This is a genomic window from Peribacillus sp. S4 (assembly GCF_046715815.1).
In the GTDB taxonomy this organism is placed as follows: domain Bacteria; phylum Bacillota; class Bacilli; order Bacillales; family DSM-1321; genus Peribacillus; species Peribacillus frigoritolerans.
Genome location: NZ_CP175708.1, coordinates 4,371,781 through 4,388,863, shown reverse-complemented (window position 1 = coordinate 4,388,863; position 17,083 = coordinate 4,371,781). Strand labels below are relative to the sequence as shown.

Below are 17,083 nucleotides of genomic sequence, written 5' to 3'. Positions count from 1 at the left end.
TGAAACTTATACATGACCGAGGGAGTAAACATTCCCCCGGTTTTTTTATGCCAGCACAGCACATCGCAAAGTGTGCTCAGGGATTAAAGTGGGTAAAGAATAACACCTAGAAAAAGAAGAGGTGATGAAGAAGTTGATTGCCCATTATTCATTTCCCCGTTTAAAAGTAGGCGGTGTTACATTCACTGCACGGCATTCATTGCTTGCTCTTGGTCTTGCGGGAATTGCTTATCTGGTTTCCAATAAGAGGAAGCATCAAGCGGTATTCAAAACGGCTTCATTGATGTGCAAAATTGAACGGAAAGAGGATTCCATCAAGCTTATTTGGCCTGATGAAGGTGGTTACTATCGGGTATTCAGGGGGCGAGAGCTGATTTACAGCGGCTCGGAGCCGAAAATGGCAGATCGGGACCTGACTCCAGGAACCATCTATACGTACACGATAGATAGCTTGAATGAAAAAGAACAGGCAGTGAACAGGATGAAAATACAGACATCAACGACCGCCGAAAATAAAAAAGAGGATAATATCCTTTTGGATTTGGTATTCACCACAATTGTCGCAAAAGGCCAAGCCAGCCTGGAATGGGAGCCCATCAAGGGAATAAAAGAATATACGATTTATCGAAACGGCGTGGATATTGGGAAAGTGAGCGGATGTTCCTTCAATGATCGGAGTATTAGTGAAAATCAGGAATACACATATACCATTAAAGCGAAGCGGCCCCTTCCGCGCTCGGAGCAGGAGTCCTTTGCCGTGAAATCCCTTGTAGCTAGTATTGTCGGAACCGTAAAAAAAGGTTCATCCCAAGCAAAGGCGGCGATCGAGGAAATAACGAATACTAAAAAAATAGGACCTGTAAAACAGCTTTTACAGTCAGTTGAAAACGATGTGGATGGTAAAAGGAAAAGAAATTGGCAGCTGCGCTATTCCACTTTTTTACCGGAAGAGTGGCTGAAAAACCCCAATCTGGCCTCAAAGGTTCCCTATTTTAAAGGAGACAACCGCGGGTTTGATCCTGAATCATCCCGTTTCCGGACCAGGGTCGATGTGTTCATTCACGAAAAGGAAAGGGAAGCCGAGATTGAATTTTCCAAAGCGGTCGGGAAAAGTGAGGCCTACAACCATGATGGGGATTTCCTTGAGGAGGGAGTGGCCTCGGATGAAGGTGTTATAGTGAAGCGCGTAGTATCCAATCATGAGAAAACGACAATTCAGCTGACACACTCTGTAGGCAATCCGATCATCATTTCACCTGCCGTGGATTATAAAGTGATCGGCACCTTTTACCGAAATGGTGAAATCAATATCGCCGGCTATCATGATCAGGCCCCGCATCACGAAGTCTACCTAAAGGAGGCAGATGACCAAAACTGGAAACCGCTGCACCTAGCGGAAAACAAAGGGCTCGAAATGATGGCGCACCCTACGGCCAATCATTTATGGAGATACTCCACATTCACACAATGAAAAGGACGAAAAGCCAAGAGCGCTTATCGTCCTTTTTTTTGTTGAGGACCAATGCCAATCCAACCACTACATTTTTTTATAAAAACCGCTTTCGAACACTTGGCGACGGCAGCATACAGCTTTCTTCTTTCTTTCCGAACCATTTGTAACGGTTCTTGGCAATGAAATCATAAACGAAGTTCCCGATGAAGCTTGGGACAATGATGAAACCGTAAAGCAATTTCCATGCCCCTTGTAAGCCGCGGCAAATCCTCAGGGCTGCAGACGATTTATAGTAGGCCTTATCCTTTTCGATCAGCACCATGCTATCTATATCTGCAGGAACATCATACTTCTTCAGCAACTCTTGTCCTGCCTCACTTTGAAGAGAAGCGTAATGAAAAAGCCCCTGCGGATCCCGCTTGATAATGAACTGGACACTCGAATCGCAAAAGTTGCATTCACCATCAAACAAAATGACCGGATTCATGAACATTCCTCCTATAGAGAGACGTTATCATACTCATGCTTATATAATACACTACCCGTTTTGAAAAGACGAAAACGTCTGGAACTGCCTGGAGTTTTGATGATGGAAGAGATTGTTCGTTCCGGCAAGTCACTAACGGGTACGTAAGCCAATTGGCGGGTGGATTTTGACTGTTATCAAACTGTTATTTTCCATTAACTAAACTGTAAACAAGCTGTGATATGGTAGATACTCCAATGAAGTTCCAAGCCGGCAATCCTATAGTAGAGGAACGCCGGCTTTTTCATTCAAACCATAAATGAGGATTAGAAAATATAACTGGCAGTTTCTTTATAGGAGGTAAGATTTCATGAAACGTGATCCGTATTTTGATAATGCGAAAGCTGTCTTAATCGTACTAGTTGTTTTGGGGCACACATTAGCTAGAATGGTGGAAGAAAACCAATGGATTTTAACTATTTATCTGTTTGTTTTTTCATTCCATATGCCAGCTTTTATTTTAGTATCCGGTTATTTTTCCAGGAAGATAAAAAGTAAAAAGGACCTCTGGGGGCTCATTAAGAAAATATTAATTCCCTATGTAATATTCCAGGTGATATATACCTTCTATTATCGGAAGGTATTTGATGAACCAATAGACTTCACAATATTGACTCCAAGATGGGCTTTGTGGTTCTTAATAAGCTTATTCTGCTGGAATATATTATTGTTTATATTTTCCTCCAGGAAATATGGAATCGCCCTTTCAATCATTGTCTCTCTAATAATCGGTTACTTTGGTGAAGTGAATGAATGGTTAAGTTTATCGAGAACCTTCTTTTTCTTTCCTTTCTTTTTAATTGGTCATTTTTTAGAAAAAAATCATTTTGAATGGGTTAAAAAGAAAAGTAATGCCCTGATCGGCTGGGCTGTACTAGGGTTGATCTTTATTGGAATTTATTTCTATGGGGAAATGACTTGGAGGGAATGGTTTTATGGCCGCTTAGGTTATCAAGAATTAATGGAAGGCTCCATTGCCCTCGGTTTTATATATAAGTTACTCGTATATTTAATTATGGGAGCAGCAACTTACTGTTTTTTATGTATAGTTCCTAAAAAACAAACGTTTTTTACTGAAATAGGATCCATTACATTAGGTATTTATCTTTTTCATATGTTTTTCCTGGAATATGTTTACAATTCATTTATTTATGATTGGATCAAAGAAAGTGGCCAATACTATGTTTTATTAGTCATACCTGTAACCATAATATTTATATTATCAAGAAAACCGATAGTAAAAGTGGAATGCGCGTTAATAGGAATGAAAATGAAAACATAACAGAATTTTAACACTGTAGACAAACTCGATGAAAACAAGTTTGCTCAATTTTCATTTAGGTTTATAAAATCTGGAACGTCGATTGGAACGTAGGGTACTCGCTTTCCGCGGGCGGTCGGGGAGCCTCCTCGGCGCTTTGCGCCTGTGGGGTCTCCCCTCGACGCGCTTTTCCCGCAGGAGTCTCGCACCTTTCGTTCCAATCGACTTTGTGTTGAAATTTAGATAAGCCCCTTTTGTCTTCAGTTTTTATAAGGGTTTATTAAACCTGGAACGTCGATTGGAACGTAGGGTACTCGCTTTCCGCGGGCGGTCAGGGAGCCTCCTCGGCGCGCCTGCGGGGTCTCCCTTGCCACGCTTTTCCCGCAGGAGTCTCGCACCTTTCGTTCCAATCAACTTTGTGTTTTAAAAGAAAAAACTGCTGGCTCGTCTTATTCCAAACCCTATTTAAGACAAGGTTATCCTTCATGTTTTTTTCCTGTAATCCTTAATGGATGGAAGAAATATGCGACACTCCTGCCGAAAAACTGGCTAGCCGAGACCCCGGAGACGCTTGCGTCGAGGAGGCTTGGCAGACAGTCGGCGGAAAGGGAGCGGATTTCTGAAATCAACTGGAATTTTTAAAAGAAAAAACTGCAGTCAATCTCGCTTTTCTTAGAGTTTCTCTACAGGCAGAGCCCTTCCGTTTGAAGGGTTTTTTCATGAAAAGAAATTTCCAGGTATTTAGTGAGCTGCTAAAAAATCCGTTTAATGGGGATTAAATGGAGGCTCCACTAAAAGGGTTACAAGCCTTTTAAAGTTATTTCAGGAAAGAAAATGAAGGTGATTACCCGAAATGTTTCCAAAATTATTAAGGGGTAATTACTTTTGTATTTCACTTTCAATAAAACAACTTTAAACATTCAGATTTATTTTATTATAACTATATAAGATTTAACTATCATCAAAGGAGCGGCATATGAAAAAGTTTTTAATCATCTTCATTTTGGCTATAATCCCTTTCGCCTCTACGAAGGTAAGTGCAGAATCTGACTTACCTCTCAATAGTGAAGCCGGGATCATTATTGACGCGAAAAGTGGAAAAGTATTATACGGAAAAAACATGGATAAACGTATGTATCCAGCCAGTCTAACGAAAGTGGCAACAGCGATATATGCTATAGAACACGGGGATAAGAACGAACTGGTGACTGTTAGCAAAAAAGCGGCGAAGGCAGACGGGTCTTCGGTATTTATTGAACCTGGGGAGGAAATAGAGCTTTCCAAATTAATTGCAGGCATGCTAATCAACTCCGGAAATGATGCAGCCATCGCAATTGCCGAGCATATGTCTGGCAGTGAAAAATTGTTCATGGAAGATTTGAATGAGTTTTTAAGAAAAGAAGTAAACGTCACCGATACTCATTTTACGAACCCCCATGGATTGTTTGACAAAGACCATGTAACTACGGCCAGTGACCTTGCGAAAATTACCCAATATGCAATGAAAAATGAAACATTCCGTGAGTATTTTGGGAAGAAGGAGTTACCATGGGAAGTGGAAACATGGGACACAACTCTGATTACCCATCATAAAATGTTAAAAGGCGAACTCCCCTATAAGGGAATAACCGGCGGGAAAACCGGTTTCGTAAGTCAATCCGGCTACACCCTGATTTCTACTGCCACTAGAGGAGAACAGGAATTGATTGCTGTCACTCTAAAAGCTCCTTCTGACAAAGTTGCCTACTCTGATACCAAGCTTTTATTCAACTATGGCTTTGAAAACTTTAAATCAGGAAAAATAGATAAAAAAAGCAAACTTTATTCAGCGGATTACTCTAATTCCTACACGCTGAACGAAGACATATACTATACTCATTTAATCAGTGATCAACCTAGTCTAAAAACGAGTAATGATGGAGTGCTTTCAATCATGAACCAAGAAGGGGAAGCAATCGACTCCTTTGACCTTAAAACGGTCGCTGATGTTAGGAACACAGTATTGCCTGCCCCGATTAAACAAGAAACAATCAATGATAATCTAATAAAATTTTCTGTCCCATCTCTAGGTTTGGGAGGGTTTTAGAGCCTGTTACTATACATACCCCAGTATATAAAAAATAAAAGTGTGCCCTTATCATTCATGACTGATAGGTGCACTCTTTTATTTTTATTGATGATCCGAGGACAGGACTATACTAATCGGACAGCAAAAGGCTACCTGAATTGGAAATGGAGTATATGACCATAATAGTATTAAAAAACTATTAGGGATGATTTCATGATGTATATCTATAATGATTATGGAGGTACACATACCACGTCTTTGGCTGCCGCCTATCATTTAAAACAATTACCTCAATCGGAAAGAAAACTAACATCGGAAGAAATATTAAATGTGAAATATTTTAATAAATTAACGAAGAAGGAATTTGGAAAGCTGATTTTTCGCGGGGTCGATGAAGATGGCAATTCCGTTTATACAATGGGACATAAAAGAGAGAAACTCGTTGTTCCGGCATTAAAAGAATTGACTTTACAACTGGAAGAGAAATTTCACTTTAACGAAAAAATTGTATTCTCCAATACATCCCCAACTGTCCCTATTGCCATGTCTATAGGGGGATATTTATCAAGAGCATTAAAAATTGATTTCATAGGTGTGCCATTATTAATTATAGGCACCAAACAATGCTGTGATAATATTTTTCGCTTGGTTGAAAACACGAAACAAATAGGAAAAGCAGCGAATGGGGAAAAAGTGATTATAATAGAAAATGAAAAATATAAGTAATCCTATTAAAAATTTACTTAGCCCATCAAAATTCGTTTTTGAAAGTGCAGGCTGTCAACTTTATAGGGATACAAGTCAACAATTGATGTTGGCTTTTTTTGTTACGCTTCTGGATGGATACATGCTATACAAGAGGTGGTGCTTGCACTTAATCGAACAATAAACCACCACCCGGAAGTGGAGGTTTATTAATGAATCGAGGAAATTACTGTTCTTGCAGGCTGGTTACAGAAACACTTTGTTTTTTATTTGGATCATCAAGGGGATGGATTGTAGCTGTTCCATTTTGTTCATCCACGTGCTCAATGTAGATACTTTCCTCATTATAGGTTACAGTAACCATATTTGGTGAAGAAGCAATTTCTTCTGCTCGTTGTGCGTTCATATTAGCCACCTCCTTTAAATTTGCAACATGTTTAATATTTGTTCCGATTTACTTAGATATACTAGTTGTAATTAAAATTCTTCCAAGAATCCCTTACTTAACGAACTGGTGGGTGAGCTATTTGTATGGCAGTTTTTAAATATTTCGATAACGCAGGATAGTTCAAGATAAAATCAGTTGATATAATTACAGAAAATTAAAAAAGTATAGGGGGATGTAAAATGAATAATGAAGGATTTTCGATTTCTACTAATAAAAAGTATTTAGATGTAGATGTAATACATGATTTTTTGAATCATGAAGCTTACTGGTCAAAGGGGATAACTAAGGAAACAGTAATAAAGTCAATTGAAAATACGACCTTATGTTTTGGGGTTTATAAGGGTGAAATAGGAAATGAAGGTTGTGATCAAGTTGGGTTTGCAAGGGTAATAACCGATTTAGCAACCCATGCGTATCTTTGCGATGTGTTTATATTACCTGACTATCGTAAATTAGGATTATCAAAATGGTTAATGGACGTTATCACCGACCATTCCGAACTAAAAAAGGTTCGCAGGTTTATGTTAGCAACGAATGATGCACATTCATTATATGAAAAATTTGGTTTTAATGAGATTGATAAACCAGAGCTATTTATGCAAAAAGTCGGTAAAACCCCATTTCAACAATAAGTACTTTTAACACAAAGGGATTAGACCCTGCATAATCGTGCACAGAATGTCGGATGTTTCATTTCAACTCCTGCTATTCTGTTGATATAAGGGAGGTCATTGAATGGATTCGCTCAAAAATATGAATGGTGCCATTAAATTCATTGAAGAAAATCTTACGAACGAAATTGACTTTAAAGAAGTTGCAAGGCTCGCTTATTGCTCGGAATATCATTTTAAAAGGATGTTTTCCTTCCTTGCCGGTATTTCACTATCCGAGTATATCCGCCGAAGACGACTTACACTTGCAGCGTTTGAGCTTAAAAATAGCAACATAAAGGTCATTGATATTGCGATAAAGTACGGGTACAGTTCACCAGACTCGTTTGCAAGGGCGTTTCAGCATTTGCATGGTATCACGCCATCAGAAGCGAGAAGTAATGGCCATTCACTTAAAGCCTATCCACCGATGTCCTTCCAATTATCCATTAAAGGAGGCAGTGAAATGAACTATCGAATTGAAGAAAAAGAGGCATTTCACATAATTGGAATTAAAAAAAGGGTTCCAATCATTTTTAACGGGGTCAATCCAGAGATTGCATCTATGTGGAAAAGTTTAGACGAGAAAACGATAAATGAACTTAAAAACCTATCGAATGTCGAGCCATTAGGGCTGCTTAGTGCATCCGCGAACTTTTCCGAAGGCCGGTTGGAGGAAAAAGGGGAGCTTGATCATTATATCGGCGCAGCTACAACGAGGGAATGTCCAGATAACTTAACACAGCTGAATGTTGATGCGTCTACATGGGCGGTATTCGAAGCAGTCGGCCCCTTTCCTGAAACACTGCAAAATGTTTGGGGACGCATTTATTCAGAATGGTTTCCATCCTCTAACTATGAACAAAGAGAAGGGCCGGAAATCCTTTGGAATGAAAATAAAGACATAACCTCACCAACATTTAGAAGTGAAATATGGATCCCCGTTATGAAAAAGTAAGTTTACCAGGCGAAGAATTTATCGGAAGAGCTGTCTTATGGCAGCTTTTTCTTATGGAGCAAACAGAGAAGGATAAGGGAATAAGAGCTGGGTATAATTTGCTTTAACGAGCTATAATGGTGGATAGAAAGTGCTAATATAAGGAGATTGGAAAATGCCTGTAATTGAGTATCAACAATTTATTAAAGCACCAGTTGAATTATGTTTTGACCTAGCGAGGAGTGTGGATATCCATACCAAAACGACAGCTAACACAAAGGAAATGGCTGTTGATGGTGTGACAGAAGGGCTATTAGAGGAGGGAGATGCTGTTACTTGGGAAGCCATTCACTTTGGTATTAAACAAAGGCTGGAAGCCAAAGTGACACTAATGGAAAAACCAAATAAGTTTGTAGATATTATGGTGAAGGGTGCCTTCCATTCCTTCGTACACACACATCAGTTTAAAGAAGAACCAGGCGGAACTATAATGATGGATACATTTCAATATAAGTCACCGTTCGGTCCAATTGGAGTATTAGCTGATAAGTTGTTTTTAGAGAAGTATATGAGGGCATTTATCGTTTCTCGTGCAAAGGCACTGAAAAAGATTGCCGAGAATAGGTAATAACCTTGTTTAAGACTATACTCTGCTATCATGGGTTGCTGCGGCAGCCTTTTTATGTTCCCCTAGTATTAGGAGGAACTAATTCACTGATTAAGAATGAAGGAGTTGATGAATAATGAAATGATTCCCTGATGATGAAGATGGACAAGTGTTATAAATGCTTTATAGAACTAATGGGTGCTTAGCTGAAGTTCGGAGCTGTCTTTATAACCGGCACCCTAAAGATTAGCGAATGGCTCGGCTCAGCGGTACAACCGTGTTAGGCCCGCGGATACAACCGACCGTTAATTATAATTACGGATCAAATCGTTTGCTGCGATTAGATCTTTTCTTTTGTTTTTATAAGAATAACATAAACAGAACAAATGTTCCAGAGTTAATGTGTAAAATTATTACTTTTTTTCAAAAATAAATATTATAAAGGATATAGTTGATTCTCTTGAAGATGAACGGGCAGGATAGTTGAAGCAGCAAGCGAATCATAAATCATATTTTCCAAGGTGGCGCAAAATGAGACTGACGATGGGTATGTATTTGTTTCGGAAATGTGATAAAGGGCAACAGAATGAGTACTCAAAACATGTGAGGTTGACATGACTCATCTTTTGGGAACAAAAAAAGTACTTTGATAATTAAGGTATCAAAGTACTTTTCATTTAACAAACTACCAATTCCATGACATATGACACCCAAAGTCAACATGGCATTTATTCTGCTTACAACAATGATCGTAATGCTCATTATCGCAGCGTTTTTTCTTCTTACAATCGTAATGCTCATTATCGCAGCGTTTTTTCTTCTTACAATCGTAATGCTCATTATCGCAGCGTTTTTTCTTCTTACAATCGCAATGCTCATTATCGCAGCGTTTTTTCTTCTTACAATCGCAATGCTCATTATCGCAGCGTTTTTTCTTCTTACAATCGCAATGCTCATTATCGCAGCGTTTTTTCTTCTTACAATCGCAATGCTCATTATCGCAGCGTTTTTTCTTCTTACAATCGCAATGCTCATTATCGCAGCGTTTTTTCTTCTTACAATCGCAATGCTCATCATCGCAGCGTTTTTTCTTTTTACAATCGCAATGCTCATCATCGCAGCGTTTTTTCTTCTTACAATCGCAATGCTCATCATCACAGCGTTTTTTCTTCTTACAGCAATCGTGCTTCTCATTGTCGCAGCATTTCTCCTGTTTCCAACAATGATCGTGATGCTCATTGTCGCAGCATTTTTCCTGCTTCCAACAATGATCGTGATGCTCATTGTCGTAGCATTTCTCCTGCTTCCAACAATGATCATGATGCTCATTATCACAGCATTTTTTCTTCCAACAATGATCGTGTTGCTCATTATCGTAGTGTTTCTTCTTACAACAATCCTCGTGATAAGACATGGAAATGTCACTCCTTTCTATTTTTAAAAGATTAATAAAGGCAAAGCCTTCTCTATTTAGAGAGGGCTTTGCTAGTCAAGATTAAAAACTAATCAAACCGTCATTACGCAGAAGGAAGAGTACCAAGAGTACTAGTTGTTGGAGTAGTTGGCGTTTCACAACGACGTTCATTTACGTCGCAAATACCACCATGTGGATCCACAATAACTTGTCGAGTCACTGTAATTGTAGTGCGTAGTATAACCTTGACTAAAATAGCATTGAGAGTAACAAGTCCCGCTCCGGCTCCCGTAGTGCCGATGACTGGAACTCCTGGTTGAGCAAAGCTACCTTCTACTTCAAATGGGGATTCTATTACTGTATCCTGAGGGCAGGCACCTGGAAAATCTGTATGCTCCTGGAATGGTAAATTCGTTGTAAGTGTGGCTGTTGCAGGAATGGTTGATCCTGGTGGCGTAAATGTTACCACAATAGTTACAGGAAGAAGCCCGATGTTAACTACTTTGTCCCTAAGGATTCTAGTGTTACGGACAACACCAGCTAGGTTCGGTGTAACAACTACATTAAGAATAGTGGATCCAGCTGGTATTGCTGCAGTAAACGCGGTAAAAGGAAATGTTGCTTCTGCAACCTTTTGTACCGCTTTTGAGCCTACAACTGAATTAACTAGGACACAGTCGCTGTTTAATGGTGCAGCGAGTTGGCGAGCTGGAGCTCTAAAATTGCAATTGCAAGCTGAAGCGTCTTGAGACTTACAAACGTTACATGATTTTTTGAATTTGGAATCATGACCAAATCTTGAATCATTGCCCATACCCCAGTCGCTGTCGGAACAGGCAGAGCCCCAGTTGCTGTGCATTGGATTTTGTTTACTGAAATTTCCCATAAAATCTCAATCCTTTCTTGTAACTATTTTTTTTTTCGAAAATGAAATGGAGTGTAGTATCGAACCGTACTAAAGCACTGCCAAAAGCATTTTCGTTGTAGTTACAAAATATAGTATTAATAAAATAAGGTAATTGCTTGGACAGGTTGCTTATATTTGCGGACAAGACGTAAATATTTATCGGGCTTACACTTATATAATTTGGCATTAGAGGAAGTATGGAACGCGAGTAAAGAAATGGACGAATATAAAGGGAAGCAAAAAGCTAAGTGATGCCAGCGAAAATATAGATAAACCCAAAAAGGACTTCTTTGCTCGCTTTTTACAAAAAGTGAACAAAGAAGTCCTAGGCTCTTTTTAAGGCGTCTGAAATTTCGTTTTTAAATTCATGTGGTTTATAGAGGGGGAATTATTACTTTTATATATTGTTATTTCTTTTGAATACTAAGTGCCAGGGAAGCAAGACAGCCGAGGTATTTTCGGACTGTGCACGTATGCTATAATTATCCAAAAAAGGAGAAATCTTTATGACAGCGTTAATTATATCAATATATATAACTATTACACTTGTATCGCTCTTTACCTTCGCTGGGCCTTATTCGCCATTGGTGGGACTTGCAGTCGGTATCCCTATACATATCCTAATAGTACTTACACAAATATATAAAGAAATAAAAGTGATATCTAAAAAACTATAGTAATAGTTTTTTGTCGACTCTATGTCCTGTTTATTAGATATAAGAAAAGAAGAAAGAAGTGGGGTTCTTTGGGTATCAATATAGGTGATTTAGTATATCAACTATTTTGTTGCTTGGTATGATCTTTGCGGTTTACTTTATTGTTCGTTCTCTTCTTGCAAGGTCAAACAAATCCAATAGTATAGAACAAAAACTTGATAGAGTAATTGAGCTGCTTGAAAAGGATAAAAGAGAGTAATTTCTTTTTATCCTTTTTTTCATTTTTTTGTTTTCTGGTTAAGTCAATAAGAAACCGAATATAACTTAGTTGCTGAATTTATCTCAATGAATTTTCCATAATCGTTTCTGGTTATCTGGAGTGGAATTTTAATTATTATTGTCGCAGATATATTCCGATTTTCGCAGATATAACTGGAATTTCGGAGATATATTCCGATTTTCGCACATATAACTGGAGTTTCGCAGATATATTCCTATTTTCGAAGATATAATTGGTTTTCCGGTGTAGTTGAAACAAGTATGATTGTTAACAGAACAGCCATGGAAAAAACAAGAATATAAGAATTTCCTTTTATCATAAATACCTCGGACCTTTTTACCTTCATTGTACAATAAGCTTGAATTAGTGGGAATTGGATGTCGCAAACAATCATTAATTTCAATGAGTAAATAAGGTGTTAGGCGGATCTGTATGAAATTTCCAAACAGTGAAAATAGGCGCTGATAAACTGTTGATTTTAGGTCGTGCGGGTGGTTGAAAAAAGTTTTTGGTGATTTTTGTGTCATTATCCTATTTAGAACATAAGTTGAATTAACCCATTTAATTTTTTCCTCCTAAAACAAATAAGGAGATGTTTCTATTGTCAAATTGTGGTCATGATTCAAATTGCGGTTGCGGTAACGATGTTGGTGGATTTGGTGGCGGTTTCGCTTTTATAGTCGTATTGTTTATCCTCTTAATCATCGTTGGAGCAGCTTGTTTCGGCGGCGGAGATAGAGGTAACGATTGTTGTTATCCCGTTCAAGGATATGGCGGTTTCTGCTAACAAATGCATAAAGAAAAGCCGACCTTTATTGGTCGGCTTCCTTTATGAAACTTATTTTAATTATCGCGAAGTAAGCTTTATGACTGATTCGATAATCATATCCCAGTCGTCACTATGAATTTCATGCCCTGATCCATCAAGAGTCACTAATTCAGCTTTAGGGATGGCTTTCGCAAGAGCAAGTCCGTGCTCGTATGGCAAGGCTGGATCTTCTGTGCCGTGGATGATGAGGACAGGTACGGAAATCTCACCCATTCGATCGAAATATTCATCTCCTCCAGCAAGCATGGCATGATTGAATCTGCTCGGTAGCTGCTTGGCACGGTCTGCTTCTCTTTTTGCCAGTTTATGCATTCTTTCCTGCTCATAGGGTTTGGAACCGGCTAAAGTTTTCCATCCATCCGCAAGATAAGCGATGACCGTCTCCCGATTTGACCAATCAATTGAAGTACTTTTTGCATGATGATCCAATATGCTCTGATCCATTGGAGGCAGTTTTTCCATTACAGTCCCGAACACGCTTGAAGCAATTAGCGTAAGCGTATTTACGCGTTCCGGATATCTTAAGGCAAGAATCTGTCCGATCATACCGCCTAGGGACATCCCAACGATAGAAGCACGTTCTATGGAATAAGCGTCCAGGACACCCGCGGCATCGTCAGCCAAATCCGTTATTGTATAGTTGGAGGTACCGGGTTCATAAACGGTAGACCGTCCCAAATCCCGATGGTCGTAGCGAATCACAAATCTCCCCGAATCGGCAAGGCGTAGACAGAAATCATCATCCCACCAATCTAATGAAGACATCGCTCCCATGATCAAAAGCAAGGCAGGGTCCTTAGGGTTTCCAAAACTTTCAGTACATATATCGACTTTATTAATTTTCAGTATCTGTTCACTCATGTTTTTTACCTCCGTATTAAATATTATCCAATAGCCGTTACGATGGCGCAGATCAATATATACTTTCCGGAGCATGATGATTGGCCTGCGCTTTTCATTATCGCAGTCTAACCCACTTAATAATCATGACGCGGCCTCCTTTTAATAGTTGTAAAATGGGAGGTATCCCTATATTACTTTAACATGGGGGATATCTTCTCGTCACCAAATTTTCCCACATTCCCATACAGAAAACCCCGAATAAAGAGCACTTTTATGGTGCCATTTATTCGGGGTTTTTAACATGCATTTTATTGAGCGGTATATCCGCCATCTAATACGACTGCCTGGCCTGTGATGCCCCGAGCTTTGTCGCTTGCAAGGAAAATGGCGTAGTCGGCAATTTCACTTACATCGAGTAAGCGGTTTTGTGGGACAAGTGGATAGATGACCTCTTCCAAAACGCTTTCTAACGGTACCTGTCTTGTTTTTGCCAGGTCCTCCAATTGACCTCGGACGAGAGGCGTGTCTACGTATCCTGGGCAAAGGGCATTGACGGTTATGCCAAAAGAGGCGCTTTCCAGGGCAGCGACTTTCGTCAAGCCGATTACACCGTGTTTGGCACTATTGTATGCGGCTTTGTTGGCGAATCCAATCAGGCCGTTAATGGAAGAGATGTTGATGATTCTGCCGAAGCCTTGTTCTTTCATGATTGGCAAAACGTTCTTAATTGAAATGAATGGCGCGGTCAGCATGATTTTGATCATCAGTTCGAATTTTTCAGTTGGAAACTCTTCAATTGGTGCAACATGCTGAAGGCCGGCGTTATTGATGAAAATATCGATTCGTCCATATTTGTCTTTAGCTTGTTTGATTAGTTGGATAATATCCTCTTCACTTGTTACGTCAGCTTTTAAGCCGATAACCTCCAAGCCGTTGTTCCTTAGTTCCAGAGCAGCTTTTTCAACTGTGTTTTGATCAAGGTCGGACAAAACGACCTTTGCTCCATTTTCAGCAAATATCTTTCCGATCTCAAAGCCGATTCCTCTAGCAGATCCGGTAATTATCGCCACTTTATCTTTAACCATATTACATTCCTCCAATAAAAAATGTAATGGTCCAAGTCTGTCATTTTATGTCGTGAACAGGGAAGTATTCCGTAGAGTAAGTATATAAAGGGAAGGGTATAAAAATATGGTTTAGGTTAATGAGTAAGAGTCTATCATGATTTTCAAGATAAAAAAAGAATTTTATTTCCCCTTATCATTGGCATGGATATTGCATATATAAAAAGGTGAGTAAATAAAGGTAATTGAAACGGAAAGGGGAAGCTGGATGATTAAAAAAATAGCCATTATCGGTTCAGGTGTAATGGGTAGTGGGATCGCTCAGTCTTTTGCAGTTAGCGGGTATTTCGTCACCATTAACAATATAAAGGAAGAGCTGCTATACCATGCCCAAAATCGAATTTCTGAGAATCTATCATTGCTCATCGAGGAAGGGGCTTTGACTGATCGGGAAAAGCAAGGTGCTTTAGCGAATATTACATACAGCGTGGACTTGGAAGGTGCAGTAAGGGATGCTGATTTTATCATTGAGGCGATTCCGGAAGTCATCGAGCTGAAATTAAATCTATATCAGCAACTGGAGGAAATAATCAAACCGGATGCCATTGTTGCTTCAAATACATCGACCTTTCCGATTTCCCAATTGATGGAGAAGGCCTCGTTTGCGGAGCGAATGGTCATCACGCATTTCTTTAATCCTGGCCATTTGGTTCCATTGGTTGAAATTGTTCAGCATGACGAAACGAAGCCGGAAATCGTCAAGACAACCATGGATTTAATGCGTAAAATCGGCAAGTCTCCGATTCTCTTGAAAAAAGAAATAGCAGGGTTCATTGCCAATCGTCTCCAGACTGCCTTGATGCGTGAAGCCTTTTATCTATTAAAAGAGGGCGTTGCCGATGCCGAGGATATCGATACGGCGATAACGGCTGGACCAGGTTTTCGCTGGGCATTTACCGGGCCGATCGAGATTGCCGATTTTGGCGGACTTGATACATGGCAGCGTGTTTTCGATAATGTTTCACCGGTATTGGACCAGAGTAAGGAAGCTCCTGATTTGATTCGTGATTTGGTGGCTGAGGGAAAGCTTGGGACGAAGTCGGGAGAAGGCATTTTTACGTATGAAGAATCTACCGTTTCTCAAAAAATCAATGAGAGGGACCGTAATTTTATTAAACTGGGAAAATTAAAAATGGAGAAGGAGGAAGTATTATGAGAGAAGTGGTGATTGTAGGGGCAGCAAGAACACCGGTTGGTGCGTTTGGAGGCAGTCTTGCCAATGTTTCGGCGGTTGACTTGGGAGTCGTGGCAGCTAAGGAAGCGATTAAGCGGGCAAATATTTCGGCTGACATGATCGATGAGGTATTGGTTGGGAATATTCTATCTGCTGGATTAGGGCAAAATGTGGCACGTCAGGTTGCGATTCATGCAGGGATTCCGGAAACAACGCCGGCCATGGCCATTAATAAACTTTGCGGATCTGGCCTCCGTACGGTCATAATGGGAGCGCAATTCATTGCCCTTGGTGATGCGGATGTGATTCTTGCCGGGGGGATTGAAAGCATGAGCAATGCTCCATATTTACTTCCCAATTATCGTTTTGGACAGAAAATGGGTAATGCTGAAGCAGTCGATTCCATGACATATGACGCCTTAACGGATGTATTTAATCAATATCATATGGGCGTGACTGCAGAGAATATCGCCGAGCAGTGGGGGATCAGCCGTGAAAAGCAGGACGAATTTGCTTTAGATAGCCAACTGAAGGCTGAAAAGGCACAGCTTGAGGGACGATTTGCAGATGAAATCGTACCTGTTGAATATAAACGCAGAGGAAAGACAATCTTGGTGGACCAAGATGAACACCCGCGTCATGGGCTGACGATCGACCAGCTAGCGAAGCTGCGTCCTGCTTTTAAGGAAAATGGAACGGTTACGGCAGGAAATGCCTCTGGAATCAATGATGGGGGTGCGATGTTAGTCCTGATGTCTAAAGAAAAAGCGGACGAGCTGGGACTGGAAGCATTAGCAACAATTAAGTCATATGCAAACGCTGCGCTTGATCCGAAAATCATGGGATACGGTCCGGTTCCTGCGACAAGGAAAGCTTTGGCAAAAGCGGGATTGACAATAGATGAAATTGATTTGATGGAAGTGAATGAAGCCTTTGCGGCCCAATCACTCGCCGTGCTTAAAGACCTTGAACTGAAGCCGGAGAAAGTGAATGTAAATGGCGGTGCGATAGCTCTGGGTCATCCCGTAGGTGCTTCCGGTGCCCGCATTTTAGTGACTTTATTGTATGAAATGAAGCGCAGGGATGTAAAGACCGGACTTGCCACATTATGTATCGGTGGCGGACAGGGAACTGCGCTGATTGTGGAACGGTAAAGACTTGGCCTCATTTTCCTATGATATAATGGAGGAAACTTCGGACG

The 17,083-nt window shown here is 40.1% G+C and carries 17 protein-coding genes; 11 read left to right on the top strand and 6 right to left on the bottom strand.

Annotated elements, in window-relative coordinates; all coding sequences use genetic code 11:
- Nucleotides 1-124 precede the first annotated feature (124 nt).
- Entirely contained in the window at nucleotides 125-1,471 is a 1,347-nt protein-coding gene (locus ACJ9PY_RS20825; protein WP_411738887.1) for a DUF3238 domain-containing protein, read from the top strand.
- 76 nt (nucleotides 1,472-1,547) lie between these two features.
- Here ACJ9PY_RS20825 and ACJ9PY_RS20820 read toward each other — a convergent pair whose 3' ends face one another.
- Nucleotides 1,548-1,940: a thiol-disulfide oxidoreductase DCC family protein gene (locus ACJ9PY_RS20820; protein WP_411738886.1), complete on the bottom strand. Its 393-nt coding sequence runs from the start codon at nucleotides 1,938-1,940 to the stop codon at nucleotides 1,548-1,550.
- Nucleotides 1,941-2,289: 349 nt separating this feature from the next.
- Here ACJ9PY_RS20820 and ACJ9PY_RS20815 point away from each other — a divergent pair, with 349 nt between their 5' ends.
- The 3 genes from ACJ9PY_RS20815 to ACJ9PY_RS20805 all read left to right on the top strand — a co-directional run bounded on the left by ACJ9PY_RS20815 (nucleotide 2,290) and on the right by ACJ9PY_RS20805 (nucleotide 6,034).
- Nucleotides 2,290-3,261: an acyltransferase family protein gene (locus ACJ9PY_RS20815; protein ID WP_063575299.1), complete on the top strand. Its 972-nt coding sequence runs from the start codon at nucleotides 2,290-2,292 to the stop codon at nucleotides 3,259-3,261.
- 955 nt (nucleotides 3,262-4,216) lie between these two features.
- Nucleotides 4,217-5,326 (top strand): D-alanyl-D-alanine carboxypeptidase family protein, encoded by a 1,110-nt coding sequence (locus tag ACJ9PY_RS20810; RefSeq protein ID WP_411738885.1) that lies wholly within the window; start codon nucleotides 4,217-4,219, stop codon nucleotides 5,324-5,326.
- A 195-nt stretch (nucleotides 5,327-5,521) separates the two neighbouring features.
- Nucleotides 5,522-6,034, top strand: coding sequence for a DUF3189 family protein (locus ACJ9PY_RS20805; RefSeq protein ID WP_411738884.1), 513 nt, complete (start codon nucleotides 5,522-5,524; stop codon nucleotides 6,032-6,034).
- Nucleotides 6,035-6,239: 205 nt separating this feature from the next.
- On the opposite strand, the gene ACJ9PY_RS20800 is transcribed toward ACJ9PY_RS20805, so the two are convergent.
- The gene (locus ACJ9PY_RS20800) at nucleotides 6,240-6,419 is read right to left on the bottom strand and encodes a small acid-soluble spore protein H (protein ID WP_054399815.1); all 180 of its coding nucleotides are present in this window, start codon (nucleotides 6,417-6,419) and stop codon (nucleotides 6,240-6,242) included.
- A 221-nt stretch (nucleotides 6,420-6,640) separates the two neighbouring features.
- On the opposite strand from ACJ9PY_RS20800, the gene ACJ9PY_RS20795 reads away from it, so the two are divergent.
- The 3 genes from ACJ9PY_RS20795 (at nucleotide 6,641) to ACJ9PY_RS20785 (ending at nucleotide 8,676) form a co-directional block, all read left to right on the top strand.
- Nucleotides 6,641-7,093 (top strand): GNAT family N-acetyltransferase, encoded by a 453-nt coding sequence (locus tag ACJ9PY_RS20795; RefSeq protein WP_411738883.1) that lies wholly within the window; start codon nucleotides 6,641-6,643, stop codon nucleotides 7,091-7,093.
- 103 nt (nucleotides 7,094-7,196) lie between these two features.
- Nucleotides 7,197-8,069 carry an AraC family transcriptional regulator gene (locus ACJ9PY_RS20790; protein ID WP_063575304.1) on the top strand — a complete coding sequence of 291 codons (873 nt, stop codon included), beginning with the start codon at nucleotides 7,197-7,199 and terminating at the stop codon, nucleotides 8,067-8,069.
- A gap of 154 nt (nucleotides 8,070-8,223) precedes the next feature.
- Nucleotides 8,224-8,676, top strand: a complete 453-nt coding sequence (locus ACJ9PY_RS20785) for an SRPBCC family protein (RefSeq protein ID WP_057276932.1) — start codon at nucleotides 8,224-8,226, stop codon at nucleotides 8,674-8,676.
- 573 nt (nucleotides 8,677-9,249) lie between these two features.
- Here ACJ9PY_RS20785 and ACJ9PY_RS20780 read toward each other — a convergent pair.
- Nucleotides 9,250-10,026 (bottom strand): hypothetical protein, encoded by a 777-nt coding sequence (locus ACJ9PY_RS20780; protein ID WP_411738882.1) that lies wholly within the window; start codon nucleotides 10,024-10,026, stop codon nucleotides 9,250-9,252.
- 146 nt (nucleotides 10,027-10,172) lie between these two features.
- Nucleotides 10,173-10,955 (bottom strand): hypothetical protein, encoded by a 783-nt coding sequence (locus ACJ9PY_RS20775; RefSeq protein WP_411738881.1) that lies wholly within the window; start codon nucleotides 10,953-10,955, stop codon nucleotides 10,173-10,175.
- 816 nt (nucleotides 10,956-11,771) lie between these two features.
- Between ACJ9PY_RS20775 and ACJ9PY_RS20770 the strand changes: the two genes are divergently transcribed.
- Together ACJ9PY_RS20770 and ACJ9PY_RS20765 are read left to right on the top strand one after the other, a co-directional pair.
- A complete protein-coding gene (locus tag ACJ9PY_RS20770) occupies nucleotides 11,772-11,891 on the top strand; it encodes a DUF4083 family protein (RefSeq protein ID WP_411738880.1) in 120 nt (39 codons plus the stop codon).
- 622 nt (nucleotides 11,892-12,513) lie between these two features.
- The gene (locus ACJ9PY_RS20765; RefSeq protein WP_411738879.1) at nucleotides 12,514-12,699 is read left to right on the top strand and encodes a YjcZ family sporulation protein; all 186 of its coding nucleotides are present in this window, start codon (nucleotides 12,514-12,516) and stop codon (nucleotides 12,697-12,699) included.
- Between the two features lie 60 nt (nucleotides 12,700-12,759).
- Here the strand turns inward: ACJ9PY_RS20765 and ACJ9PY_RS20760 are convergent, their stop codons facing one another.
- Nucleotides 12,760-13,602, bottom strand: coding sequence for an alpha/beta fold hydrolase (locus tag ACJ9PY_RS20760; RefSeq protein WP_411738878.1), 843 nt, complete (start codon nucleotides 13,600-13,602; stop codon nucleotides 12,760-12,762).
- Nucleotides 13,603-13,892: 290 nt separating this feature from the next.
- Nucleotides 13,893-14,669 carry a 3-hydroxybutyrate dehydrogenase gene (locus ACJ9PY_RS20755; protein ID WP_098866134.1) on the bottom strand — a complete coding sequence of 259 codons (777 nt, stop codon included), beginning with the start codon at nucleotides 14,667-14,669 and terminating at the stop codon, nucleotides 13,893-13,895.
- A gap of 247 nt (nucleotides 14,670-14,916) precedes the next feature.
- Between ACJ9PY_RS20755 and ACJ9PY_RS20750 the strand changes: the two genes are divergently transcribed.
- A complete protein-coding gene (locus ACJ9PY_RS20750; protein WP_411738877.1) occupies nucleotides 14,917-15,864 on the top strand; it encodes a 3-hydroxyacyl-CoA dehydrogenase family protein in 948 nt (315 codons plus the stop codon).
- Nucleotides 15,861-17,036: an acetyl-CoA C-acetyltransferase gene (locus ACJ9PY_RS20745; protein WP_411738876.1), complete on the top strand. Its 1,176-nt coding sequence runs from the start codon at nucleotides 15,861-15,863 to the stop codon at nucleotides 17,034-17,036. Before ACJ9PY_RS20750 ends, ACJ9PY_RS20745 begins: the two co-directional genes overlap by 4 nt.
- Nucleotides 17,037-17,083 lie beyond the last annotated feature (47 nt).